At 73.9% G+C, this 23,796-nt stretch carries 22 protein-coding genes, 1 tRNA gene, 1 pseudogene and 1 riboswitch; of the genes and pseudogenes, 12 read left to right on the top strand and 12 right to left on the bottom strand.

Annotated elements, in window-relative coordinates; translation table 11 throughout:
- Window positions 1-4: 4 nt before the first annotated feature.
- The 5 genes and pseudogenes from BD833_RS08395 to BD833_RS08375 all read left to right on the top strand — a co-directional run.
- Window positions 5-541: pseudogene (locus BD833_RS08395) on the top strand (WXG100 family type VII secretion target); the annotation flags it as partial.
- Entirely contained in the window at window positions 538-1,308 is a 771-nt protein-coding gene (locus BD833_RS08390) for an ESX secretion-associated protein EspG (protein ID WP_166532667.1), read from the top strand. The pseudogene BD833_RS08395 and the gene BD833_RS08390, both read left to right, overlap by 4 nt.
- Complete coding sequence (locus BD833_RS08385) at window positions 1,295-2,692, top strand: PGAP1-like alpha/beta domain-containing protein (RefSeq protein WP_166532666.1); 1,398 nt, start codon at window positions 1,295-1,297, stop codon at window positions 2,690-2,692. The genes BD833_RS08390 and BD833_RS08385 overlap by 14 nt, the downstream gene beginning before the upstream one ends.
- A gap of 5 nt (window positions 2,693-2,697) precedes the next feature.
- The gene (locus tag BD833_RS08380) at window positions 2,698-3,141 is read left to right on the top strand and encodes a hypothetical protein (protein ID WP_166532665.1); all 444 of its coding nucleotides are present in this window, start codon (window positions 2,698-2,700) and stop codon (window positions 3,139-3,141) included.
- Window positions 3,142-3,210: 69 nt separating this feature from the next.
- Window positions 3,211-4,128 carry an AEC family transporter gene (locus BD833_RS08375; RefSeq protein WP_166532664.1) on the top strand — a complete coding sequence of 306 codons (918 nt, stop codon included), beginning with the start codon at window positions 3,211-3,213 and terminating at the stop codon, window positions 4,126-4,128.
- A 6-nt stretch (window positions 4,129-4,134) separates the two neighbouring features.
- Here BD833_RS08375 and BD833_RS08370 read toward each other — a convergent pair whose 3' ends face one another.
- Window positions 4,135-4,686, bottom strand: a complete 552-nt coding sequence (locus BD833_RS08370) for a GIY-YIG nuclease family protein (RefSeq protein WP_166532663.1) — start codon at window positions 4,684-4,686, stop codon at window positions 4,135-4,137.
- Window positions 4,687-4,934: 248 nt separating this feature from the next.
- The gene (locus BD833_RS08365; protein ID WP_166532662.1) at window positions 4,935-5,423 is read right to left on the bottom strand and encodes a hypothetical protein; all 489 of its coding nucleotides are present in this window, start codon (window positions 5,421-5,423) and stop codon (window positions 4,935-4,937) included.
- 248 nt (window positions 5,424-5,671) lie between these two features.
- Between BD833_RS08365 and BD833_RS08360 the strand changes: the two genes are divergently transcribed.
- Complete coding sequence (locus BD833_RS08360) at window positions 5,672-6,574, top strand: DUF6602 domain-containing protein (protein WP_166532661.1); 903 nt, start codon at window positions 5,672-5,674, stop codon at window positions 6,572-6,574.
- Window positions 6,575-6,836: 262 nt separating this feature from the next.
- On the opposite strand, the gene BD833_RS08355 is transcribed toward BD833_RS08360, so the two are convergent.
- The 3 genes from BD833_RS08355 to BD833_RS08345 all read right to left on the bottom strand — a co-directional run bounded on the left by BD833_RS08355 (window position 6,837) and on the right by BD833_RS08345 (window position 9,514).
- Window positions 6,837-7,211 (bottom strand): phage major capsid protein, encoded by a 375-nt coding sequence (locus BD833_RS08355; protein WP_166532660.1) that lies wholly within the window; start codon window positions 7,209-7,211, stop codon window positions 6,837-6,839.
- A gap of 183 nt (window positions 7,212-7,394) precedes the next feature.
- Complete coding sequence (locus BD833_RS08350) at window positions 7,395-8,834, bottom strand: ApeA N-terminal domain 1-containing protein (protein WP_166532659.1); 1,440 nt, start codon at window positions 8,832-8,834, stop codon at window positions 7,395-7,397.
- 603 nt (window positions 8,835-9,437) lie between these two features.
- Window positions 9,438-9,514: transfer RNA gene (locus BD833_RS08345), tRNA-Ile, on the bottom strand.
- 178 nt (window positions 9,515-9,692) lie between these two features.
- Window positions 9,693-9,845, top strand: a riboswitch (cyclic di-AMP (ydaO/yuaA leader).
- Window positions 9,846-9,885: 40 nt separating this feature from the next.
- On the opposite strand from BD833_RS08345, the gene BD833_RS08340 reads away from it, so the two are divergent.
- Window positions 9,886-11,091: a murein hydrolase activator EnvC family protein gene (locus BD833_RS08340; protein ID WP_243737528.1), complete on the top strand. Its 1,206-nt coding sequence runs from the start codon at window positions 9,886-9,888 to the stop codon at window positions 11,089-11,091.
- Window positions 11,092-11,161: 70 nt separating this feature from the next.
- Window positions 11,162-11,797, top strand: a complete 636-nt coding sequence (locus tag BD833_RS08335; RefSeq protein WP_166532658.1) for a TVP38/TMEM64 family protein — start codon at window positions 11,162-11,164, stop codon at window positions 11,795-11,797.
- Here BD833_RS08335 and BD833_RS08330 read toward each other — a convergent pair.
- Entirely contained in the window at window positions 11,794-12,669 is an 876-nt protein-coding gene (locus BD833_RS08330; protein ID WP_166532657.1) for a maleylpyruvate isomerase N-terminal domain-containing protein, read from the bottom strand. The two genes, BD833_RS08335 and BD833_RS08330, sit on opposite strands and share 4 nt — an antisense overlap.
- A gap of 153 nt (window positions 12,670-12,822) precedes the next feature.
- On the opposite strand from BD833_RS08330, the gene BD833_RS08325 reads away from it, so the two are divergent.
- Together BD833_RS08325 and BD833_RS08320 are read left to right on the top strand one after the other, a co-directional pair.
- A complete protein-coding gene (locus BD833_RS08325; RefSeq protein ID WP_166532656.1) occupies window positions 12,823-13,944 on the top strand; it encodes a GGDEF domain-containing protein in 1,122 nt (373 codons plus the stop codon).
- A 447-nt stretch (window positions 13,945-14,391) separates the two neighbouring features.
- Window positions 14,392-14,892 carry a DUF3145 domain-containing protein gene (locus BD833_RS08320; RefSeq protein WP_166532655.1) on the top strand — a complete coding sequence of 167 codons (501 nt, stop codon included), beginning with the start codon at window positions 14,392-14,394 and terminating at the stop codon, window positions 14,890-14,892.
- Window positions 14,893-15,140: 248 nt separating this feature from the next.
- Here BD833_RS08320 and BD833_RS08315 read toward each other — a convergent pair whose 3' ends face one another.
- The 6 genes from BD833_RS08315 to BD833_RS08290 form a co-directional block, all read right to left on the bottom strand.
- Window positions 15,141-16,553, bottom strand: coding sequence for an acyl-CoA carboxylase subunit beta (locus BD833_RS08315; RefSeq protein WP_166532654.1), 1,413 nt, complete (start codon window positions 16,551-16,553; stop codon window positions 15,141-15,143).
- Window positions 16,554-16,630: 77 nt separating this feature from the next.
- Complete coding sequence (locus BD833_RS08310) at window positions 16,631-17,872, bottom strand: beta-ketoacyl-[acyl-carrier-protein] synthase family protein (RefSeq protein WP_166532653.1); 1,242 nt, start codon at window positions 17,870-17,872, stop codon at window positions 16,631-16,633.
- A gap of 134 nt (window positions 17,873-18,006) precedes the next feature.
- On the bottom strand, window positions 18,007-18,249 hold the full coding sequence (locus tag BD833_RS08305; RefSeq protein ID WP_166532652.1) for an acyl carrier protein: 243 nt from the start codon (window positions 18,247-18,249) through the stop codon (window positions 18,007-18,009).
- Window positions 18,250-18,379: 130 nt separating this feature from the next.
- Window positions 18,380-19,348 (bottom strand): beta-ketoacyl-ACP synthase III, encoded by a 969-nt coding sequence (locus BD833_RS08300; RefSeq protein WP_166532651.1) that lies wholly within the window; start codon window positions 19,346-19,348, stop codon window positions 18,380-18,382.
- Between the two features lie 73 nt (window positions 19,349-19,421).
- Window positions 19,422-20,624: an acyltransferase domain-containing protein gene (locus BD833_RS08295; RefSeq protein WP_166532650.1), complete on the bottom strand. Its 1,203-nt coding sequence runs from the start codon at window positions 20,622-20,624 to the stop codon at window positions 19,422-19,424.
- A 156-nt stretch (window positions 20,625-20,780) separates the two neighbouring features.
- Window positions 20,781-21,959: a PucR family transcriptional regulator gene (locus BD833_RS08290; RefSeq protein WP_166532649.1), complete on the bottom strand. Its 1,179-nt coding sequence runs from the start codon at window positions 21,957-21,959 to the stop codon at window positions 20,781-20,783.
- A 92-nt stretch (window positions 21,960-22,051) separates the two neighbouring features.
- Between BD833_RS08290 and BD833_RS08285 the strand changes: the two genes are divergently transcribed.
- Complete coding sequence (locus tag BD833_RS08285; protein ID WP_243737527.1) at window positions 22,052-22,588, top strand: pirin family protein; 537 nt, start codon at window positions 22,052-22,054, stop codon at window positions 22,586-22,588.
- A gap of 2 nt (window positions 22,589-22,590) precedes the next feature.
- On the top strand, window positions 22,591-23,793 hold the full coding sequence (locus tag BD833_RS08280; protein ID WP_166532647.1) for a M20 metallopeptidase family protein: 1,203 nt from the start codon (window positions 22,591-22,593) through the stop codon (window positions 23,791-23,793).
- Window positions 23,794-23,796 lie beyond the last annotated feature (3 nt).

Raw genomic sequence — 23,796 nt, 5'->3', positions numbered from 1 at the left:
AGCCGGCGGGTGCGGGCTGTGGAGCGCCCCGATCGTCCACAACCCCCTCCGCGCTGCTCCCGGCGGGTGCGCGCACCGCCCTACGCTTCCCGCGGTTCCGGTCGGCGGAGGGGTGGTGGTGGGCGTGTACGGAGATCCGGCCGCCCTGGACGCGCTCGCCGACGAGCTGCGTGGGCGCGCGGCACAGGTCCGTGCCGCCGCCGACGAGCACCGGCGGTCCGGTGCGCGGGCGCGCTGGGTGTCCGACGCGGCCGCGGTGTACCGGGACCGGATGGCCCGGGACTGCGCCGACGTCGACGCCGTGGCCGGCCGGGTGGAGGAGGCCGCGGAGCTGCTGCGCCGGCACGCCGACGAGGTGCGCGAGCGGCAGGCGGCGATCGCCCGCGCCGAGCGCGAGGTGCGCGGGTGGCTGGCCGATCAGGCCGCGCGGGGCGGCGACCTCGCGGCCGACGTGGCCGACGTCGTGGGGGCGCTGCCCGAGGTCGGCGCCGACGCGTGGCGCGCGACCGCCGGGCGGCTGAGCCGGCTGGGGCTGTGGTGAGCGGGGGACCGTCGCGGCGGCTGGTCCTCGGGCCCGCGGAGTGGTCGGTCCTGACCGGCGACCGCCTGCCCGCGGCGCCACCGGCCTTCCGCGCCGGTCCGGTGGACGGGCGCGCCTGGGACGCCGCCGCGGCCACCCTGGCGCGGCGCGGCGTCCTGACCGCCGACGGCGCCCACCCGGTGCCGGCGGTGTCGGCCGACCTCGCGCTCCTGCGGGATCCGCTGCTGACCGTGCGGCTGACGGTGGCCGGGCCCGGCGGGGAACGGTCCGGCTGGTTCGCCCTCGGCCGGGGGATGGTGGTCGTCCTCCTGACCCTGCCCGGCGGATCGGTCGAGCTGTCGGTCGCCCCGGCCGTGCGGCTGGGCGCCGAGCTGGCGCGCGCGGTGCCGGCGGCTGCGGCGGTGACCGGGGCGCCGTCGGGAGCCGAGCCGGAGCGGCCGCCGTCCGGGCGGCTGCCCCTGGCGCTGCTGGAGGAGCCCTCCGCGGAGGCGTCGGACGGGCCCGACGAGACCGCGCTCGCCGGGGAGCTGCTGCGGCGCGCGGCGGGCTCGCTCAGCGCGCTGGTGCTCGGCCGGACCGGCGGGGCCGTCGCCGCGGGGCAGGTCTCCTGGCTGGCGACCGACGGCGGCTGGGTGGGGCTGCGCCCGCTGGCGGACGGCTCGGCGCGCCGCCTGGTCGACGTCGTCCCCGTGCGCCCGGAGGAGCTGGGCGCGTGGGTGGCGCCGGCGGTGGGCGCGCTCCTGGAGGCCTCCGATGACCTCGCCTGAGATCACCGTCCGGGGCGGCGCCGGCGGGCTGGAGGCCGACCTCGAGGACCTGGCGACGCTCGCCCGGAGCAGCAGCGGGCTGGCCGAGCTGCTGGCCCGCGCCAGCGCGGCCTGCCACCCGGTGCTGGTCGACCCGGATCTGCTCGCCTCCGCGCTGCTCGACCCGGCGGGGGTGGCCCGGTTCGAGGCCGCGCTGCTCGACGCCCTCGACGGCCCTGGCGGGCTGACCGCGCTCGCCGCCACCTTCGCCGGGCGCGCGCTGGCACTGGAGGCGGCGGCGGAGACCTATGCCGCCGCCGATGCGTCGCTGGCCGAGCTCGCCGACGACCTGCGCTGGGCGAGCGGCTTCCTCCTCCCGGTGACCGGCGGCGTGCTGCTGGCCGGCGTCCTCGCGCGGGGGCTGGTGGACCCCGCCGGCACGGGAGCCGACGCCGCCGTCCTGCTGCACGACCCCGAGCTGTGGCTGACCGAGCACCCGGGCCTCGTCGACGACGTGGCCGGTGCGCTCCCCGGCGCCGCCGGCCTGGTCGGGGTGCTGGCGCCGGCTGCCGCGCCGTGGTTCGGCGGTGGGGACGTGCGGGCCGCCGCCGGCCGGCTCGGGCAGCTGTGGCCCGACGGCACCCCGGTCGTCACCGACCTCCCCGACGACGCCGGCGCCGCGGCGACCGCCCCGCCACGGGACGTCGCCGACCTGGTGGCGGCGCTGGCTCGCCGGGCGGCCGCGTCGAACTCCCGGACGGACCAGATCGACGTGCGGGTGATCAGCCACGCCGACGGCACCCGCGCCTACGTCGTCGACATCCCCGGCACCGCCGACTGGAACCCGCCGAGTGCGACGGTGAATCCGCAGACCCACGATCTCGGCACGAACGTGCGGGTGCTCGGTGGCGATGCGACGACCCGTCAGGCGGCGGTCGCGGAGGCCCTGCGGCGGGCCGGGGCGGGGTCGACGGACCCGGTGATGCTGGTCGGCCACAGCCAGGGCGGCATGGTCGCCGCCCAGGCCGCCGCCGACGCCGGCACCCCCGACTTCGACTTCGACGTCCGCAGCGTCGTCACCGCCGGCTCACCGATCGCCCGTGCCGGCGTTCCCGCGCCGGTGCAGGTGCTGGCCCTGGAGAACGTGCACGACCTGGTGCCGCACCTCGACGCCCGCGAGAACGACGACGACCCGAACGTCACGACGGTGACTTTCGATGCCCAGCAGGGCAGCATCGGCGCCAACCACGGCGTGGCCACCGCGTACGAGGCCGGTGCCCGGGCCGTCGACCGCAGCGACGACCCGTCGATCGCCGCGTTCCGGGCCGGCGCCGCGCCGTTCCTCGTCGCCCCCGGCGAGCCGGCCACGGTGGTCACCCACGTCTACGCGATCGGCAGGAGATGACCCGAGTGAGCTCCCTCCCACGCCGCCGGCGGCCGGCTGCGGCGCTGCTGCTGCCCGCGGTCCTGGCGCTGGCCGGCTGCGGCTGGCTGAGCGGTGAGGGGCCGGCCGGCAGCCCGGAGGAGCGCACCGCCGGCACCCGGGCGGACATCGAGCGCGAGCTGACCGCACGGGACGGCGTCACGGCAGCGGAGGTGCGCTACCGGGACGACCTGACGGTGTCCGCGACGGCGGCCGTCGACGTGACGGTGGAGCCGGACGCCGACGCCGAAGCCACCTACGACGAGGCGCTCCGACTGGTGTGGGACAGCGACCTGGCGCCGCTCGACGTCATCGCGGTCAGCGTGATCGACCCGGCGGATCCGCCGAGCGGGATCTCGCGGACGGTGAACCTGCTGGACGAGGTGGAGCGCGACGCGGTCGAGGACGAGCTGGGTCCCCGCGCCGACTGAGCGCGCCGGCGGACGCGCCCGCCCCGAGCGTTGGCCGGAGGCGTGCTCGGCCATGGCTAGTCTGCGGTCGTGGAGGCAGCCGCGGTCGTGCTGCCGGAGTTCGCGCTGATCGTCCTCGGCACGGTGCTGCGCCGCTGGGCCTGGCGCTCGCCCGCGTTCTGGACCGAGCTCGAGCGGCTGGTCTACTACGTCCTCTTCCCGGTCCTGCTCGTGCGCACGACCCTGGCTGCCGACCTGGGCGCGGCGGGCACCGGGCCGGCCCTGGTGGCTGCGGCGGGGGCGCTGGTGGCGGGCGCGCTGCTCGGCGCGGTCGTGCGCTGGCTGCCCGGGATCGACCGGCTGACGGCGGCGTCGGGCTGGCAGACGGCGTTCCGGTTCAACACCTTCCTGGCCCTCGCCCTCGTCGACGACCGAGGGCTGGCCGCGCTCGCGCTCATGGGCGTCCTGCTGGGCGTCTCCGTGCCGCTGGTGAACGTCCTGGCGGTGACGGCGCTGGCACGGAGCACCGCCGGGTCGCCCGGGGCGCGACCGGGCGCCGGCGTGCTGGCCGCCGTCGTCCGCAACCCGCTGATCATCGCGACGGTCGCCGGCCTGGCCGGCAACCTCGTCGGCCTCACGCTGCCGGCGCCGGTCGACACGACGCTCGGCCGGATCGCCGGCGCGGCGGTGCCGATGGGGCTGCTCACCGTCGGTGCCGCGCTGCGGCTGGCGGAGCTGGCGCCGCGGGAGTGGCTGGCCTCGGGCTACCTGACGGTGGTCAAGCTGGTCGCGGTGCCGGCCGTGGGCCTCGGGCTGGCGGCGCTGCTCGGCGTGGAGGGCGACCAGCGGGCCGTCGTCCTGGCATTCGCGGCGGTGCCGCCGGCCACGGCGTCCTACGTGCTCACCGCCCGGATGGGCGGGAACGGCAGCTTCGTGGCCGCGCACACCTCCGTGGCGACGACGGCCGCGCTGCTCACCCTGCCGGTGTGGTTCGCCCTGACCGGGTGAGCGCCCTCACCCGGTGCGCTGCGGTCGGGGCCCGGCCGACGCCCGGTAGGCGGCGCGGGCCGCCTTGATCGTCCGGTACGACGGGTGCGTCTTGTTGTGCAGCTGGTTGAGTGGCGGGGCCAGCTGGGCGATCACCTCGCCCTCCACGGCCTTCGGGTCCGGATGGGTGGCCCACGTGACCCGCAGGTGGGCCTGCATCCACTCCGACACCCTCAGCTCGTCCGCGTCGACGGGGACGACGCGGTCGGTCGTCCACCGGGTGGTGTAGCCCTCCGAGGGCATCAGCAGCGCGACCAGCGCGCGGCGCAGGGTGGAGGAGCCGGTCGGACCCCGGAGGTGGTTCCCGGCCACCCTGCTGCGCAGGTCCTGAGCCAGCCCGATGTAGATCAGCTCGAGCCCACCGGCAGTCGGGTGCGCCGGGCCGGACACCTCGGGGAGCGTTCCCGGCGCGGCCCACCAGGCGTACAGACCGGACTCGCGCGGCACCGTCGTCGGTGTATCGGCGGCGGAGGTGGGCGGGCCGCACAGCTCGCGCGCGACCGCGGCGGCATCCGTCACGTCCGCAGCCTCTCACCGCCCGCTGCTCAGCGAGGCTCGGCGTCGTCGTCGGGGAAGTGGGACACACGCGAGAACGTGGGGCGGGTGGGGCTCGAACCCACGACCCAGGGATTATGAGCACTCACGGCCCAACAAAACTGTGCGTACCTGCGGAAACGCAGGTCGCGCAGCCCCGAAATGCGTCCAGTACTTGGGTCCTACGGAGACACTCCGCGAAGGGGTGGAGGACCGCGCGCGGACCGGGGTAGCTACGCGAGCGGCAAGTCCTTCAGGACGGTGCGGGCGAAGTCCCGGATGCCCTGGGTCGTACTGATGCTCGCGCCGTTGCCCCCCGAGCCGGGGGTCACTGGCGGTTCCTTGTACCAAGTCGTGAAACGGTCGAAGTCTGCACCGATCGTGGCTGAGGTTGCCTGGTTCACGAGCAGTTGCACACGGCTCGCGTAGCCTTTCAAGGCCATGATTGCGGGCACGGGGTCGGACCGCGTCATCGGGGAGCCAGCGGCGGCCTGCGTGAAGGCTTGCATGACCTCCAACTCCATGGCGTCCCGCGCCGTCATGTACGCCATCAGCGCGTCCCGGACTTCGTCTCGCCGTCGCTCGGCCCGCTCGCGGTCCCAGGTCTCCTGGGCGTCTTCCTGGTCCCAGCCATGTTTGACCTTCGCGGCGATGAAGCCGGTGATGATGGACGCCAGCACCGTGCCGCTAGCTGTGATGACGGGGACCCAGTAGCTCGCCACAGTTAGCCACCCTATGGGCCGCGCCGGTAACGGAACTTGCCCATAGCGTGGCCGCTCAGGTCGGGGAACGTCAGATGGAGCAAGTTGGCGGCCCAAAGTCACACCTGGGTGGCAGCGCGCTCCCTCGGTACGCCTGGCGAGTCCGCAGCGGTCGGCCTTGACGCCGGGTCGAGCACCGTCATCACTGGGACGGCGTTCTACCGCGCCCACAGCTGGCGAGGGCCCGAGACCCCTGCCACGGTCAGCACATGCAGCACGCGCATCACGAGTGGCTTGAGATGGTGGCCGACAAGATGGGCCACGAGTACGCGCGCCTCCGAGCGGACGCCGCGACACCAGCCCGCATCCAGCAGGTTGGCCATGGCGCAGAAGCGACATGGGTCCAGTTTCTTACCGAGTGGTTGCCCCCTGGCTATGAGGTAGGGCGCAGGAAGTACATCCTGCCAGAAGCGGATGGGGATGGGGATGAATTTGAAACGGATATTGTGGTTTTCGCGCCGTCGTATCCGACGGCACTAAGGGTTCAAGAACGGGTATTGGCGGCAGGAGTGGCGGCCGCCTTCTCCGTGAAGCTCACGGCGGACGCCGCCGGACTCCGCGAAGCGGCCGAATCCGCAGTTAAGTTGAGCCGTGGACTCAAGCCGCGCAACGGCACACCGCGCAGCGAAATGCTACGACCCTTTCCGTTCGGATACTTGGCGCACAGTCACTCATGGACATCTCCCGCCTCCGCACCGTGGGACAATGTCGCACGGAACTTGGAGCTGAACGATGAGACTCTCGTGCAGCATCCCCGCGAAAGTCTAGACGTCGTCTGTATCGCGGACCTCGGCATGTGGAATCAGATGTACCTGCCCTACATCCCCAACGGAGCTATCCCGACGGCGGGCGTCTCGGCGAGCACCGCAATGATCGGCAGTAGCGGACCGCAGCCCGTAGCGATGCTCATTTCATGGCTCTACGAGCGACTTTCACTCACCAATCCCGCACTAACCGGACTTGCGGACGGGTTTCGCCTCACAACCGGCGGCCAGGGCAGCGGACCGCAACGGCGATGGCCACTTGACGCAGTCTTCACCGCCGACGTACGTAGCCAATTGAGCCACAAGGCGTATGGCGGTGGCGGACCCGACTGGGCGACGTCCTTTTAGCAGGTCGACCACGCGCGTACGGGCTGCGTCGTGCGGCCCTTTGACTGGCCCGCTTGGCGCGGCCAGCAGATGTTGGCCAGCACAAGCGCCGTCGTCGGGTTGGTGACGAAGCTCCTCAGGTCCCGTCCCGACGTTCCCGGCCACCATCTGCGCCTCGGCGAAGGCGTCCAGGTTGATCGGTGCCGTCCCGGCGACTATGTCCTGCACGTTGCCCTCGCCGACTGTCAGGCTGTCGAGCCCTGGCGGGGCGTTGACGGCGACGTCACCGAAGAAGGCGGCGTCGATCTTTGCGGGCGACGTCACGGGCGAGCCCGGCACCGACTTCGGTGGTGGCCTCCGGCGAGGAGTCCTCGGCCAGCTCGGAGGTGATGACGCTGAGCCCAGCCACCTTGGACGGGGTGACGACCAGCTCGTTGGTCGTGAGGTCCCTGGCGGGGATCTCCGCGCCCTCGGCCACCCACGCGGCCGACGGGTCGGCGGTGACCTTGGGGATCCGGTAGGTCGAGCCGGTGAGCCGGACGACGGTGGGGACCAGCGGGTTGAGGGCCACGGATGCGGCCAGGACGGGCAGGACGAGGAGGTCTTCGACCTGCTCCGGGGTGAGGAGGGGTCCGGCGGTGCCGGTGCTCAGGTTCATGCGCGCTGGCTCCGAAGAGGTCAGCCCCGGTGTTGATGGGAGGTGATCCCTTGGGCCGCAGACCCTTAGGTGCGCCGCTGGCGCATTGGTGCCCGACAGGGACCAAAGGCCGAATCTGCCAGACTAGCTAACGGCCCTCATTGTGCCATATCTCCAGCTTCAAAGAAGCCAAGAGAGTTCCCTCTAGATCATGTCCTGAGGTCCAGGGGCTACTACTTCGGGCATCAGTTCGCGCGCCTGACTTTTCCACGACTGAACATCGGCCGAGGCGCGCAACGCGTTTCCTAGCACCGTCGCATCACAAGCGCACAAGGTCAATAGCTTTGCTACAACCACCCGGGCACAGATGCGCGTTAGCGTGACTTGGGCTATCCACTCGGCATCCTCTTTCGCAGGGTTCGCCAAGGGTGGCGCCTCGTTATCGAGCAGATGGGCGTGGCGATTCCTGAACCAAGCCAGTCTGACGCCAAAAGCGTCGGGGTCGGTGACAAGCTGCGTCATGGCGGGGCCGAGCGACTCAGCGAGGTGAGCGAGCCGGGTACGCAAGCTGACCTCACCCAGTGAACTCAAGGTGTTGAGAACGACATCACGGTGCTCCGCGCCTGCGGCTTCAACGAGCTTCTTCCGCAGTGTCCTACTTTCGGTCCGGCCCAACAGTCGGTCGTCAGGCATAAGAAGCCGATGCAGCCCCTCGGCCGCCGCAGTCGCAGCGATCAGACTGCTCTGGATGGGCAGATGCCCGTGCAGCGCCTCTGTAGCCAAGGCGGCGACCTCCGAATACCTCGGAGCAAGCTCCAGCCACGAGGCCATCACCTCCAGACCAGCGTCCGGCAGTTTCAGGAAGTCGAGGCGACTTCCGAGAGGGTCCTCCGCGTCCGGCGTGATTCTCTCGTCGTGCAGCGGGTGGCCCTCGTGCATCTCGTCGTCGCCCGCAAGCCGAACTGACACCGACTCCTCGATCGCAGCCGTATCCAACAACATGCTCATAACTTGTTTCAGTGGAAAGACAATCGCGGACGTTGCATGGTCGAGTGTCATTGCGTCTGCCGCGATGAACACCAGTTGCGCGGAGTGTTGGATGGTTAGCACCCTGGACCCGACGCCGGTGCCCTGGAGTACACTATTGCTCCAAATCTTAAGTACACCTGGCGTCTCACCTGACACCGACACCTCTCGACTCGGAGCGGGTTTATAGGTCACGACGTCGGTGCCGAAGTCCTCCGGGGGGATGTCGTGACGGAAGACGCGATCGGAGATCCAGCGTTCTAGGCCTGCAAATCTCACAAGCACTCGTTCTACAGACTTCGCCGCCGGGTCAATGTGGCAACCTTCGACCACCGTCTGCACCCGATAGGTGGCTCGCCACTCGTCTCGACGCTGCGTAGTTTCGGTCGAGATGACTCGATGGAGAGTAAAAGGTCTTGAGAAGCATTCGCCGTGCAGAGTGCGAGGTAAGGCGACCTCGTCGCCCATCTCTTCCGGAAAAGCGCCCTCGAGCACCAACTGCGGGACTGTCCCGCCGAATGTCAGGCGGCCGAAGATCTTGAGGTCTGGCCGTTGCGGGTCCCACCAGGTCCCGCTTGCTTCCCTTTCGGGACTCCCCGCAGTCATGTCGTCGTGCATACCTCATGTCCGAGCGCCGCACGCGGGTCGTACAGCGGGGTCCACCGGCCGGTGAACCCCTCAGGGCTCACCGGCCGGTCGACGTTGGGCTCATTGCCCGCGCAGGACCGATCCCCAGGTGGTGCCGCTGCCCATGTCGACCGGCGTGCGGGTGCCCTGCCCGAAGTTCGACACACGCGGCGGCTTCATCAGGTGCGGTTTGCTGTCGGCCAGGGCGGCGACGGCCTCCGCGACCCGCTGCTGGTCGACCGTTCTCGTCCAGCAGCTCGACCAGCTCCACCCCAGAGGCCCAGAGGTCGTCGGGCTCGTGGAGCCGGGCGGCCAGTCGCTCCACCTCGGCGCGCTGCATCCGGGCGCAGATGACGTAGCTGTCCACCGTGGACGGCGCGACGTTGCGAGCTCACAGGTGGGTGCGCCAGTCGTCCAGCAGATCGAACAGTTCGATGCCGTCGACGACCACCGGCTGCTTGGTGGCGCGAGCCATCGGGATGCTCCGTCAGGATGCTGAAGGGTCGGTCGGACGCCGTCCCTGCCCCTCCCCGAAGGCTACAGTCCTAGGGTCTTGCTCCCGTGTGCTTCATTCGCAGAGTGCAATCATGCAGGTGGTGGGGCGGGTGGGGCTCGAACCCACGACCCAGGGATTATGAGTCCCATGCTCTGACCGGCTGAGCTACCGCCCCGGTCCCGACAGCCTGCCAGACGCGGCCACCACGCCGACGCCACGCCGACGCCACGCCGTGGGGCGCCTGGGGCGGACCGGATCGATCCGTTATCTCGCTGTGACATGTCGCCGGATCGCTTGTAGCCTTCGTCGCGGTCCACCCGATCCCGCCCCCGAACCCGGAGGCTCGGGCGGGCCCCGCCGAGCTGCCCGGCCTGATGGCCGGGGAGACCGGGGACCCATCGTTTTCTGGGGTGAATCCCGTCCGCGCCTCCACGGGTGGACAGGTAGGGCCACGTTCCGGCCCGAACCCGTCAGCTGACCTGGTAGGCGGACCGAGGAACGGAGAACGTCGCCTTGGCGACCTCGCACCACCAGCACCACCGCACCGTGTCGACCACTCGCCGGTTCGCGACCCGCCGGTTCGGTCTCCGCCGCACCGCCGCGGGAGTGACCGCGTTCACCGCGCTCCTGGCGCTGACGATGCTCGGCAGCCCCGGCGCCTCCGCCGCGCCGGACGACGCCCGGACCGAGCACGACCGCGTCGCCGCAGAGGTCTCCGGCCTCGCCGAGCGCCTCCGCGGCGCCGAGGAGCGCCTCGAGCAGATGACGCTGCGGGCGGAGGAGGCCAGCGGCGTGGTGCTGGCCACGGAGGCCGCGCTCGTCACCGCCCAGCAGCACGCCGACGCCATCGCCGCCGAGCTCGCCGCCGTCCGCGCGGAGGTCGAGAAGACCCAGGAGGACGTCGCCACCATCGGCCGCGAGGCCTACATGGGCGCCGACGAGGCGCTCAGCGAGATGGAGATGGTGCTGCACGCCGACGGCCCCGGGGAGCTGATCCAGCAGGCCGCCACCCTGGACCACCTGGGCAAGGAGCGGGCCACGGTGCTCGAGGACCTCCAGGTGACCGAGGCGCGGGAGGCCCGCCTCGACCGCGAGGCCAAGGCCGCCGTCGCCGAGCGCGACGCCGCGACGAAGAAGGCGCAGGAGGCCAAGACGGTCGCCGACCAGCTGCTCGCCGAGGCGCAGGCGGAGTTCGACGCCCTCACCGCGGAGAAGGCGGCCCTGGAGGCCCAGCTGCGCGAGGCGGAGATCAAGATGCTCGCCGTCCAGGGCGACGCCGACCCGGCCGCCACCTGGACCCGGCTGGACGCCGCGGAGAAGTCGGTGAGCACGCTGTCGGCCAGCGGTGGCGGGATCGCGCCCACCCAGGGCCGGGTGACCTCCTGCTACGGCGCCCGCTGGGGCACCATGCACCTCGGGGTGGACATCGCCGCCCCCATCGGCACCCCGGTGTTCACGCCGGAGCCGGGCGTCGTCCTGCAGGCCGGCCCGGCCAGCGGCTTCGGCCTGGCCGTGGCCGTCCAACACCCCGACGGCGCCATCACGGTGTACGGCCACGTGAACCAGTTCTTCGTCCAGGCCGGGCAGGTCGTCACCGCCGGTCAGCAGATCGCCGAGGTCGGCAACAAGGGCCAGTCCACCGGCCCGCACCTGCACTTCGAGGTGCACCACGGCGGGCTGTACGCCAGCCGTGACAACCCGGTGCCGTGGCTGGCGGAGCGCGGGGTCTCCCTCGGCGGCAGCTGCGGCTGACGGCGCCACGCGGGGTCCCGCCGCCGCGCGTGGTGCCCGGCCGGAGGGGAAGCCCGGCCGGCTCCGCGTGGTGGTGCTGCTCGTCGTGCTGGCGGCCGGAGCGGTCGCTGCGCTGACGACGGACCTGCCGTCGGTCGGTCAGCTGCGGGCGGATCTGGACGAGGGCGGCCTCGGGACACGCCTCCTGCTGGTCGCCGGCTCGACGGCCGTTCTCCTGGCGCCCGTCCCGCGGTCGGTGGTCTCCGTGCTCCTGGGGGGCCTGCTCGGGTTCGGGGCCGGCCTGACCGTGGCGATGGCCGCCGGCATGCTGGCCGCCGTGGCGGCGTTCGCGCTCAGCCGCGGACTGGGCCGGCAGGCCGCGCTGCAGTGGGCCGGCCCGCGGCTCAACGGCGCCGACCGGTCGCTCACCGAACGCGGGTTCGCCTGGGTGCTCACCGCCCGGCTGATCCCCGTGCTGCCCTTCGCCGTCGTGAGCTACGGGGCGGGCCTCAGCGGGGTCCGGCCGGCGCCGTTCCTCGCCGCCACCGCCGTCGGGCTCGTGCCGAGCACGGTCGTGCAGGTCGGCCTGGGGGCGTCGGTACCCCTCGTCGCCGGCTGGGTGGACGGAGGCGCGGCGGCCCTCCTCGTCGTGCTGGCCGTGCTGCTGCTCGCCGGGGCCGGGTGGTGGTGGCACCGCCGCCGCGCACGGCGCGGGGGAGCCTCCTAGCCGCGGCCGAAGAGCCGGCCCAGCAGCCCGCCGGCGCCGCCGACGGTGCGCGCCGCGAGCTGCAGGATCGGTCCGCCGGGGATGCCGGGCACCTGCTGCACGATCGGCGCCAGCTGCAGCAGCCCGCCGACGTCGTGCACCTTGAGCGCGCGGCGGGCGACCGCGGGAACCGGGTTGACCCGGCCGGACGCGGCGTCGAGCAGGAGGTCGGCCGCCGCCTCGACCGCGGGGCCCTCGACCACGCCGGCCGGCGTCCGGCGCACCTGCCAGCCCTGGCGGTCGGCCGTGAAGCCCCAGCCGCCGTACGGGGTCACCAGCGTGACCCGGCCGTGCACCCCCGTGCCGGCGGCGAGCGCCCCGGTCACGTCGGTCAGCGCCGCCAGCCCCGACTGGAGGACGTCGGCCGGCGGCGGTGCGGCTCCGCAGGACACCAGGTCCAGGCCGTGCACGGCGAGCTCGTAGGCCTGCCCGAGCACCACGCTGAGCAGCGGCACCCGGCCCACGACCGAGAGCGCCGGGGCGGTGTCGAGCTCGGTCGGCTCGTCGGCGAGGTACCGGGCGGTCGCCTCGCGGTTGCGGTGCAGCGCGGCGAACACCTCGTCGCGCGAGGCGGTGCGGTGCGCGGCGGTGATGCGGGCGTTGACCGCGTCGGGGTCCGGCGGGGTGCCCCCGTCGCCCGAGCGGGCCGAGGCGATCAGGTCGCGCAGGGCCGCGTGGTCGTCCCAGCACCCCAGGTGGACGCAGATCTCGTGCGCGCGCCAGCCAGGCAGGCGCGAGCTCCGGTCGAGGTCGACCGTCTCCGCCTGTGCGATGAACGCGTCCCACGCGCCGAGGACCATCCCGGCGACCTCGTCCCGGCCGGCGTCGGCCATGCCCTGGTGCGTGCGCTCGTGTCCTCCCACACGGGGCCCCTACCCGGCCGCCGGCGGGGCAGGCATGGATCCGGCCGGACGTCCAGGGACCGGCTCACCCGGGTGGGGGAGGCGCGCGTCAAGCAGTCGCCGGATCGGCCCGATCGGCATGGGGTGAGCGAGGACCCGGCAGCGGACCGGCGGGCGGTGGGCGGGGCGTCCTCCGGCCCCGCGCTGGCCGGGTTGCGGGCCGGTCTGTACCGGACGCTGGCCCGCGACGACGCCCGTGTCGCCTACTGGGTGCGGCACGTGCGGATCGGCGTCCTGGTCACCGAGCTCGCCGCGGCCGCCGTCATCGGGTACGTGCTCCTCACCGCCGAGCCCACCCGCGAGACCGCGGCGCTGCTCGCGCTGGCCGGCATCGTGGTCGTCTGCACGCCGGCGGTCCTGCTGCTGCCGCTGCGGGCGATGATGCGCGACTGGCGCGGGCCGACGCTCTTCTACGGCTGGACCCTCGCCACCGCCGTCGTCGTGATCACCGCAACCCGGCTCGACGGCGGCGCGACCAGCCCGCTGGACGCGCTGCTGTTCCTGACCCTCACCTACCTGGCGGTGGCCTACCCGCCTCAGGGCGTGGTCGCGATGGGCACCCTGATGACGGTGGCCTACCTGCTCCTCGTCGAGCTGCCCGGCCTGACCACGGGGGGCCTGTTCTTCGTGGCGGTCATGGGGATCTTCACGATCGTCTGCGCGATGTCGTCGGCCAACTCGTGGGCCGGCTACGACCGGCAGGTGCTGCTGATCAGCGCCCAGGAGGCGCTGGCCTCCACCGACGCCCTCACCGGCATCCCCAACCGCCGGCTGTTCCTCGAGCGCCTCGCCGGCGCCGTGCGCGCCGCCGGCCAGGGGCACCCGGCGGTCGTGTGCCTGGTCGACCTCGACGGCTTCAAGGCGGTCAACGACACCGGCGGGCACGCCGCCGGCGACGCGCTGCTGACCGCGATCGGGTCGGCGCTCGGCGGGGCCGTGCGGGAGACCGACACCGTCGCGCGGCTCGGCGGCGACGAGTTCGCCGTTCTCGCCGCCGTCACCGACGACCTCTCTCCCGCGCTGCTCGCCGAGCGGCTGCGGGCGGCGGTCGCGGCCACCGGCGCCCGCTACGGGGTCACGGCCAGTGTCGGGCTGGCCGCGATCGAGCCCGGGGACGCGGTGGAGGAGCTGCTGCACCGGGCGGACGTGGCGATGTACCGGGCGAAGACCGGCGGCGGCGACCGGGTCAGCGCGCGGGGCGGTTGATCTCGCAACTGACCCACCCGTCGTGCTGGCCTCGCCACGCACGGTGACCAGACTCTCGGCGCTCGCGCTGGTCACCGGGGCCGATGACCGGGAGTGCCTGCTCGAATCATCACTCAGCGTGAGCGCGGCGGCTCGTTGAGCGTCGCACGACCCCGGGTCTCGCACGCGGCCACCGTGGGGTCACGCAGGGGTACCTGTGAATACCCTGGGACGACTGGACGCGACCTCCGCGATCGTGATATCAGCCGCTGACCAGGGACAAGACGGCGACGACAGGCGCTGTAGTCACTTTCGTCCCAGGAGTCCCTCCCGGGCTGGCGCGATGGGGTCACCATCGTGCAGACTTGTCGTGGGAGCCCTGCTCCGCCACTGCCGATAACGGCGCGTCACCGAATTCGATGGGTCCGTAGGGGAAGACGAGACCGATCGAGTCGATGGAGGTGCCCCGTGCAGCGACGGTCTACCCAGGGTGTCGTCTTCGTGCACGCGTGCCCGAAGGCGCTCTGCCAGCATGTCGAGTGGGCGCTGGAACGCGTCGTCGGCGCGCCGGTCTCCCTGTCGTGGGCTGAGCAGCCCGCGGCGCACGGTTCCTACCGTGCCGAGGTGGCGTGGACGGGTTCGCCCGGAACCGCCGCCAAGCTGGTTGCTGCGCTGCGCGCGTGGCCGATGCTGCGCTTCGAGGTGACCGAAGAGGCCAGCTACGGCAACGACGGCGAGCGCATGTCCTACGTGCCCGGGCACGGGGTCTTCCGCGCGCCCACCAGCGCCAACGGCGACCTCATCGTCACCGAGCAGCAGCTGCGCCACCTGGCGGCCACGGCGACCTCCGTGGAGGCCTTCCGCCACGGTGTCGACCAGTTGCTGGGCGCGGCCTGGGACGCCGATCTCGAGGTCTACCGGCACGCCGGCGACGGCAGCCCGGTGACCTGGCTCCACCAGGTCGTCTGAGCCCGGGCCCCGCCGCGGCGGGGCCGGGTAACAAGTCCGCTACGACACTCCCGGGCGCCCCGGGGGAACGTCGTAGCCTGGAACGGGCCGTCCGGGCGTCGTCGGGGAAGCGACGCCGGGACGGCCCTTCCACGTTCCCGGCCGCGGTCGGCGGCCCGGCGGTGTCCCTGGCGCTGACATCCCTGGTCCCGGGACGTCGGGACCAGGGACATCGCTGCCGCGGCAGGGCGCGCGGGCTCAGGCCCCGGTCAGAGCGGGATGTTGCCGTGCGCCCCGCGGCCGAGCGGCGCCGCGGCCAAGGCCTCGATCAGCCGCTGACGGGTGCCCGCCGGATCGACGACCTCGTCCACCACGCCGATCTGCAGCGCCCGGTTCACCCCGCCGGCGATCCGCTCGTGCTCCTCGGCCAGCTGGGCGTGCAGCGCCTCGCGCTCCCCGACGGGGGCCGCGGCCAGCTTCTTGCGGTGCAGGATGCCCACGGCCGCCTTGGCGCCCATGACGGCGACCTCGGCGCCGGGCCAGGCGAAGACCGCCGTCGCCCCGAGCGACCGGGAGTTCATGGCGATGTAGGCGCCGCCGTAGGACTTGCGGGTCACCAGCGTCACCCGCGGCACCACGGCCTCGGCGAAGGCGTGCAGCAGCTTGGCCCCGCGGCGCACGACGCCGTCCCACTCCTGGCCGACGCCGGGCAGGTAGCCGGGGACGTCGACGAGCACCACCAGCGGGACGCCGAACGCGTCGCACATCCGGACGAAGCGGGCGGCCTTCTCCGCCGACGCCGAGTCCAGGCAGCCGCCCAGGCGGAGGGGGTTGTTCGCGATGACCCCCACCGTGCGCCCGGCCAGCCGGCCCAGGGTCGTGACGACGTTCGGCGCGAACCGCGGGTGCAGCTCCAGGCCGGGCTCGTCCAGCACCGCCGACACCAGCGGCTTGACGTCGTAGGCCCGGTTGGTCTGCTCGGGGAGGAAGGTGGCGAGGTCGGGGCCGGCCTGCTCGGCCGCGGGCCCGAAGGTGCCCTGGGCGGCGAGCAGGTCGACGGCCAGCCGGGCGGTCTCCAGCGCCGCCGGCTCGGAGTCGGTGACCACGTGCACCACGCCGCTGCGCCGGCCGTGGGTGTCCGGGCCGCCGAGGCTCTCCATGTCCACGTTCTCGCCGGTCACCGACCGGACGACCTCGGGGCCGGTCACGAACACCCGTCCCGCGGGGCCCATGATGACCAGGTCGGTGAGCGCCGGGCCGTAGGCCGCGCCACCGGCGGCCGGGCCGAGCACCACGGAGATCTGCGGGATCCGGCCGGAGGCGCGAACCATGGCGGCGAACACCTCGCCGACGGCGTGCAGCGCGGTGACGCCCTCGGCCAGCCGGGCGCCGCCGGAGTGCCAGATGCCCACCACGGGGACGCGCTCGCGCAGGGCGGTGTCGATCGCGTCGACGATGTGCCGGCAGCCGTCGACGCCCATCGCGCCACCCATCACGGTGGCGTCGGTGCAGAACGCGACGGCCGGGCTGCCGGAGACCGTGCCGCGGCCGGCGAGCACCCCGGAGGTGTCCCGGGCTCCGAGCGGGCGCAGCGAGCCCTCGTCGAAGAACCGCCGGAGGCGGTCCTCGGGGTCGCGCGGGTCGGGAGCGGGCAGCGGCGGTGCCGCCTGGGCTGTCGTCACGGGTACCTCCGGGTCTAGTGGCCCCGTCCGGAGGCTCGCCCGGAGCCTGCGCGGGGGGGAGGGGACGGGGTCCTGCGTCAGGCGGTGGTGAAGACCAGCGCGATGTTGTGCCCGCCGAAGCCGAAGGAGTCGTTGACCGCCGCGGTGAGCGAGGCCTTGCGGGGCTCCTGCCGGACGATGTCGAGCGACTGCACGTTGGCGTCGTCGTCGGGGTCGTCGAGGTTCGCCGTCGCCGGGACGATCTGCTCGCGCAGGGCGAGGATGGTGAACACCGACTCCAGCGCCCCGGCGGCGCCCAGCAGGTGGCCGGTCTGGCTCTTGGTGGCGCTGACCATGACGTGCTCGCCGAGCGAGGACCGGATCGCGGCGGCCTCGGCGGTGTCGCCCACCGGCGTCGAGGTGGCGTGCGCGTTGACGTGGCCGACGTCGGTGGCCGACAGGCCCGCGTCGCGCAGGGCGGCGGTGATCGCGCGGCCGGCGCCCTCGCCCTCCGGGTGCGGGGCCACCAGGTCGTAGCCGTCGGCGGTCGCGCCGGCCCCGGCCAGCCGGGCGTGCACCCGGGCGCCGCGGGCGGCGGCGGAGTCGGCCCGCTCGAGGACCAGCGCAGCGGCGCCCTCGCCCAGGACGAAGCCGTCCCGGCCCTTGTCGAAGGGGCGGGAGGCGCGCTCGGGCTCGTCGTTGCGGGTGGACATGGCGCGCATCGCGGCGAAGCCGGCCATCGGCAGCGGGTGGACGCACGCCTCCGCGCCGCCGACCAGGACGATGTCCGCCCGGTCGAAGCGCAGCAGGTCCAGGCCCCAGCGGATGGCCTCGGCGCCGGAGGCGCAGGCGCTGACCGGGGCGTGCACGCCGCCCCGGGCGCCGATGGCCAGCCCGACGGCGGCGGCCGGGCCGTTGGGCATGAGCATCGGGATGGTGAAGGGGGAGACCCGCTTGGGGCCCTTCGCCTCGAGGACGTCGTCCTGCCCGAGCAGCGTCAGCGCGCCACCGATCCCGGTGCCGAACACGACGGCGATCCGCTCGGGGGCGACGCCCGCGTGGGCGGCCCCGGACTCGGCCCAGGCCTGCTCGGCGGCGATGACGGCGACCTGCTGGCTGCGGTCCAGCCGCCGGGCGCGCACCCGGTCGATCTGCTCGGACGGGTCCGTGGCCAGGCGGGCGACGAGCTGGGCGGGGAACTCCTGCACCCACTCGTCGGTGATGCGGCTGACCCCCGAGCGCCCGGCGAGCAGGGCATCCCAGGTGCTGGCCACGTCGGCGCCGAGCGGCGTGGTGGCACCGAGGCCGGTGACGACGACGTCAGTGGTGGACGAGCTCATGGGATCTCCTCGTGCGGGCGACGGCCGGGTGGGGCCGGATCGGTGGAGCCGGGCCCCGCCGGCGGTCGGCCGGCGGGACCCGAGTTCCCTGCGGCTCCCGCGCGGCGTGCGAGGCGCGGGGGGCAGGGAGGGGCTTACTGGTTCTTCTCGATGAAGCTGATCGCGTCGCCGACGGTCTTGATGTTGGCGAGCTGGTCGTCCGGGATCGCGACGCCGAACTTGTCCTCGACGGCGGTGGCGATCTCGACCATCGACAGGGAGTCGACGTCGAGGTCGTCGGTGAAGGACTTCTCCGGGGTGGCGTCAGCAGGGCTCACCCCGGCGACCTCCTCCAGGATCTCGGCCAGACCGGACTGGATCTCCTGGGTGCTGCTCACGCGACGGGTCCTCTCTCTCGGGTGGGGCGGTAGACCGACCCCGTCCTGCCCACCGCTCGCACGCGCGCGGCGGTGCCCTGGACGGGGCCGTTCGTCGTCCGGGGCGGGATGCCCCGGGGGTCTGTGGGGGTCACGGGAGGATGACGACCTGGCCGGCGAAGGTCAGGCCCGCTCCGTAGCCGAGCAGGAGCGCGAGGTCGCCGCTCTTCGCCTCGCCGCTCTCCATCAGGGCGGCCAGCGCCAGGGGCACCGACGCGGACGAGGTGTTCCCCGACCGGACGACGTCGCGGGCGATGACCGTGCGCTCGGGCAGCTTGAGCCGCTTGGCCATGAGCTCGATGATCCGCAGGTTGGCCTGGTGGGGCGCGAAGACGTCGATGTCCTCGGGGCCGACGCCGGCCCGGCGCATGGCCTCGACGAGGGTGTCGGTGAGCTTGGTCGTGGCCCAGCGGTACACCGCCTGGCCGGCCATGCTCATGCCGGTCTCGTCCGGTGGGATGGCGATCGCCTCGTGCAGGTCGCCGTCGCTGCCCCACACCGCCGGGCCGATGGCCGGCTCGTCGGACGCGGTCACCACCGCCGCACCCGCGCCGTCGGCGAAGATCACCGCCGTCGCCCGGTCGTCGAGGTTGGTGTAGTCGGTGAGCCGCTCGCCGCCGATGACCAGGGCGTTGCGCGCGGTGCCGCTGCGGATGGCGTCGGCGGCCGCGCTGAGCGCGTAGCACCAGCCGGCGCAGCCGGCGTTGACGTCGAAGGCGCCCGGGCGGGGGATGCCGAGCTGGTGCGCGATCCGCGGCGCCAGGCCGGGGATCGCCTTCGGCGGGCTGGTGGTGGCGAGCAGCACCAGGTCGATGTCGCCGGCGTCCAGGCCGCTGGCCGCCAGGGCCTTGCCGCCCGCCGCGACCGACATCTCCACGAGGGTCTCGTCGGGCTCGGCCCAGCGGCGCTCGGCGATGCCCACCCGGCTCTGGACCCACTCGTCGTTGGTGTCCATCCGCTGGGCGAGCTCGTCGTTGGTGACGCGGCGGCGGGGGCGGTAGCTCCCGAAGCCGAGGATGCGGGCGCCGGCGGCCACCGGCGGCAGCTTCAGGGCGGTCACGCGGACTCCTCGCCGGCGCTCGTCGGGCACGTGACCGCGGGTGCGGTGCTCTGTCGTGATCTCGGGTGCTCGATCACGGGGTCACCTCCGGGTAGAGCCGGGCGATCGGGTCGCCGGCGTCGACGAGGTCGCCCTCGTGCACCAGCCACTCGGCCAGCACGCCGTCGTAGGCGGCCGACACGTTCACTTCTTCCCTGCGGCCGCGGATGCAACCCAGGGGAGTGCCGGCGGGCAGGTGTGTGCCCTCGGCGACCTCCGCGGGGCTGACCGTGCCGCGGGCCGGGGCCACGACCATCCGCCAGTCGGGGAGGTGCTCGGCCTCGGCCCGGCCGCGCTCGGCCTCGATGAGCGCGCGGGCGTGGTCGAGGTCGGCCGGGCTGCTGACGGCGAGCACCTCGATGCCGGCGCCCTTCCACTCGCGCTTGGCCAGGCCGGCCAGCGCGCCGGCGGGCGGCAGCTCGATGACGGCGGTGACGCCGAGCTCCCGCATGGTGGCCAGGCAGGAGTCGAAGCGGACGGGGCTGGTGACCTGGCTGACCAGGCGGGCCAGCGCCTCGGCGCCGGAGCCGATCGCGGCGCCGTCGGCGTTCGACAGCAGCAGCCGGCTGGGGTCGGCCGGCCGCAGCCCGCCGACCAGGCCCTCGAGCTCCTCGCGGGCCGGTGCCATGTGGTGGGTGTGGAACGCGCCGGCGACCGGGAGGGGCATGACCCGCGCCTTGGCCGGCGGGTCGGCCCGCAGGGCGTCGAGCCCGTCGAGCTGCCCGGCCGCGACGATCTGGCCGGCGCCGTTCATGTTCGCGGGGGCCAGCCCGTGCCGCTCGATGGCGGCGAGCACCTCGGCCGGGTCACCGCCCAGGACGGCGGACATCCCGGTGGGGGTCTGCGCGCAGGCGGCGGCCATGGCGCGGCCGCGGACGGCGGTGAGTGCGATGGCGGCCTCGACCGAGAGCACCCCGGCCAGCGCGGCGGCGGTGAGCTCGCCGACGCTGTGCCCGGTGATCACCACGTCGCGCCCGGCCTGCGGCGTGTGGGCGACCGGGCCGGGCAGCCCGCCGAGCTCGCGGGCGACGAACAGGCTCATGGCGACCACCAGCGGCTGGGTGACCGCGGTGTCCTTGATGGCCTCGGCGTCGCCGGTGGTGCCGAGCGAGAGCAGGTCGGCACCGGCGATCGCCCCGGCCCAGCGGAAGAACGGTTCCGCGCCGGGGAGGTCGAGCCAGTCGGTCAGCATCCCGGGCTTCTGCGCACCCTGACCCGGGGCGAGGACGGCGAGCACCCGTTCACCGTGCCAGTGATCGCGAGCCGCCGCGTCGTGTTCAGGTACGAAAGCGCCGGGGTGATCTTTGTAGAAACCCTCCAACACACGCATGCGTTCGGGCTGGTGAGGGGCTCCGGAGTGGTGGGAACCGCACTCCTGGGTGTGGGTTGCCCCTCAGTGCCAGAGCGAGCGGTCGCTGTCCAGGGCCTCGAGGGCGAGGGCCACCTGGAGGGTCCAGCTGCCGCGCGGGTCGGTGGCCGAGAGCCCGGTCAGCTCCGCCGCTCGCCGGAGCCGGTACCGGACGGTGTTGGGGTGCACGAAGATCGCCCGCGCGCTCGCCTCGAGGTTGCCCCCGCTGCTGAGCACCGCCCGCACGGTCTCCAGGACGCCGCCCCCGGCCGACCGCAGCGGGGCGGCCACCTGCTCCTGCAGCGCGGCGCGGGCCAGCGGGTCGCCGTCCAGCGCGCGCTCGGCGAGCAGCGCGTCGGCCGGGACGGGCCGCGGGGCCTCCGGCCATGCGCGGGCGGCGCGCAGCCCGGCCAGCGCCGCGGCGGCGGACACCGCGGCCCGCCCGAGCCCGTCCACCACCGGGCCGGTGACCACCGGGCCGTCGCCGAATTCGTCGCTCACCCGGTCGGCCACGGCCGGGAGGTCCTCACCGCCGCCCAGCACCACGACCAGCTGGTCGGCGTGCACCCCGACCAGCACGTCGCAGCGCAGCGTCCGGGCGGTGCGGCGCACGGCACCGTGCGGGTCGTCGACCCCCGCCGGGGTGGCGCCGACGACGACGAGGGCGGGGGTGGTGGCCGCCCAGCCGAGCGCCGCGGCCCGCCCGGAGAGCTCCTCGGAGCGCTCGCCGCGCACCAGCCCATCGACGACCAGCGCCTCCAGCCGGGCGTCCCAGGCGCCGCGGTTCTCCGCGAAGGTGGCGTAGACGTGCGCCGTGGCGAAGGCCACCTCGCGGCTGAACTGCAGCACGGCCAGCCGGAGGGTGTCCTCGTCGCCGGGCTCGGCGACGGAGGCGACGCGCTCCTCCATGACCTCGACGGTCACCTTGATCAGGTCGACCGTCTGCTTGAGCGCCACGGCGCGCACCAGCTCCCGGGGCGCGGCGCCGAACACCTCGCCGGTGAGCCGCGGCGGCCGGCCCGGGCTGCGGCACCACTCCACGAGCGAGGCGATGCCCGCCTGGGCCACGAGGGTGACCCACGACCGCTGGTCGGCCGGCATGGCGCGGAACCAGGGGAGGTCCTCGTCCATCCGGGCCACGGCCTGGGTGGCGAGCGACCCCGACGCACGCTCCAGCCGCCGCAGCGTCGCGTCGCTCGGCGGGCGGTTGCTCACCCGGGTCACCGGGTCAGCGTGTCATGGCCGTCCGACGTCGGGCAGAGTGGCGCGGTGGACCTCCTCCCGGCTGCCGCCGTCGCACCCCTGCCGGGCCGGCCGTGACCGCCCTCGACTCGCGGGCCGTGCTGGCGCCCGGGGACGGCTCCCTGGGCCCGCTGCTGCGGGTCACCGACGACCGGCTGGCGCCGGGCGCCGGGTACGGGCGGCACGACCACCGAGCGGTGGACGTCGTGGCCGTTGTCCTGAGCGGGTCGCTGGACCACCGCTGGGGAACCGGGGCCGTGGTGTCCGCGGGCGACGTCGCGGTGCTGCGCGCGGGGGCCGGGCTCGCGCACGACGAGGTGGCGGGGGCCGACGGCGCCCGGGTGCTGCAGTGCTACCTGCGCAGCGCGGCGCCGGGGGAGCCCGCGGGGCACGAGGTGCACCGGGCGGCCGGCGGCTGGGTCGACCTGCGCCGTCCCGACGCCCGACTCTGGGTGGGGCCGGCCGCGGCCGGGCCGCCGCCGGGCCTGGCGCTGGCCGTCGGGGAGGCGGAGGTGCGGGTGCTGGCGGAGGGGGAGCCGCAGGCGGACGGCGCCGGGACCGTCGTGGTGTGGCAGGTGGATGAAGCCCGGCCGGCCTGGGCAGAGTGGTGACCATGGAATCGGCTCCCTCGCTGCTCGCCGGCGCATACTCCGACGCCGACCGCACGATCGACCTGCGCCGGCAGCTGCACCGCCACCCGGAGATCGGCCTGCACCTGCCGCGGACGCAGGCGGCGGTGCTGGAGGCGTTCGCCGAGCTGCCGATCGAGGTGACCACGGGGACCACGACCACCTCCGTGGTCGGGGTGCTGCGCGGGGCGCGGCCGGGGCCCACCTACCTGCTGCGCGCGGACATGGACGCCCTGCCGGTGCACGAGGCCAGCGGCCTGCCGTTCGGCTCGCAGGTACCCGGCGCCATGCACGCCTGCGGGCACGACACGCACGTGGCCATGCTGGTCGGCGCCGCCCGGCTGCTGGCGGCGCGCCGCGACCAGCTGGCCGGCCAGGTGGTCTTCATGGTGCAGCCGGGGGAGGAGGGCTTCCACGGCGCGCGGTACATGCTCGACGAGGGGCTGCTCGACGTCGTCCCGGAGGCCCCGGTGAGCGGGGCGTTCGCCCTGCACATCTCCTCGACGCTGCCCAGCGGCACGATCAACGTCCGTCCCGGCCCGATGATGGCCGCCGCGGACCAGTGGCGGATGACGCTGCGCGGCCGCGGGGGGCACGCCTCCGAGCCGCACGCCGCCGCCGACCCGATCCCGGTGGCGGCGGAGATCGTGCTGGCGCTGCAGTCGATGGTCACCCGCCGGGTCGACGTCTTCGATCCCGCCGTCGTCACCGTCGCGCACATCGAGGCCGGGTCCACGAACAACGTCATCCCGGACACCGCCTACCTCGAGGGCACGATCCGCACCCTGTCCCGGGAGCGGCGGGCCGACGTCGTGGCGTCGGTCCAGCGGGTGGCCACGCACGTCGCGGCCGCGCACGAGCTGGAGCTGCACTGGGAGCACATCGAGGGCTACCCGGTGACCATGAACGACCCCGGGGTGGCCGCGCAGGTCCTCCGGACGGCGGCCGAGCTGCTCGGTCCGCGCGCCGCCGTGCTGATGCCGGCGCCGCTCATGGGCGCCGAGGACTTCTCCTACGTGCTGCAGCGGGTGCCCGGCGTCATGGCGTGGCTGGGTGCCTGCCCACCGGGGGTGGACCCGGCGACGGCGCCGGCCAACCACTCCAACCTGGTGGTCTTCGACGAGGAGCCGTTGCCGGCCGGGGTGGCGCTCTACGCGCAGATGGCGCTGCAGGCGCTCTCCGGCTGAGCG

The sequence above is a fragment of the Blastococcus xanthinilyticus genome (genome assembly GCF_008124835.1).
GTDB classification, from domain to species: Bacteria; Actinomycetota; Actinomycetes; order Mycobacteriales; family Geodermatophilaceae; genus Blastococcus; species Blastococcus xanthinilyticus.
This window is presented reverse-complemented; position numbering and strand designations above follow the sequence as displayed.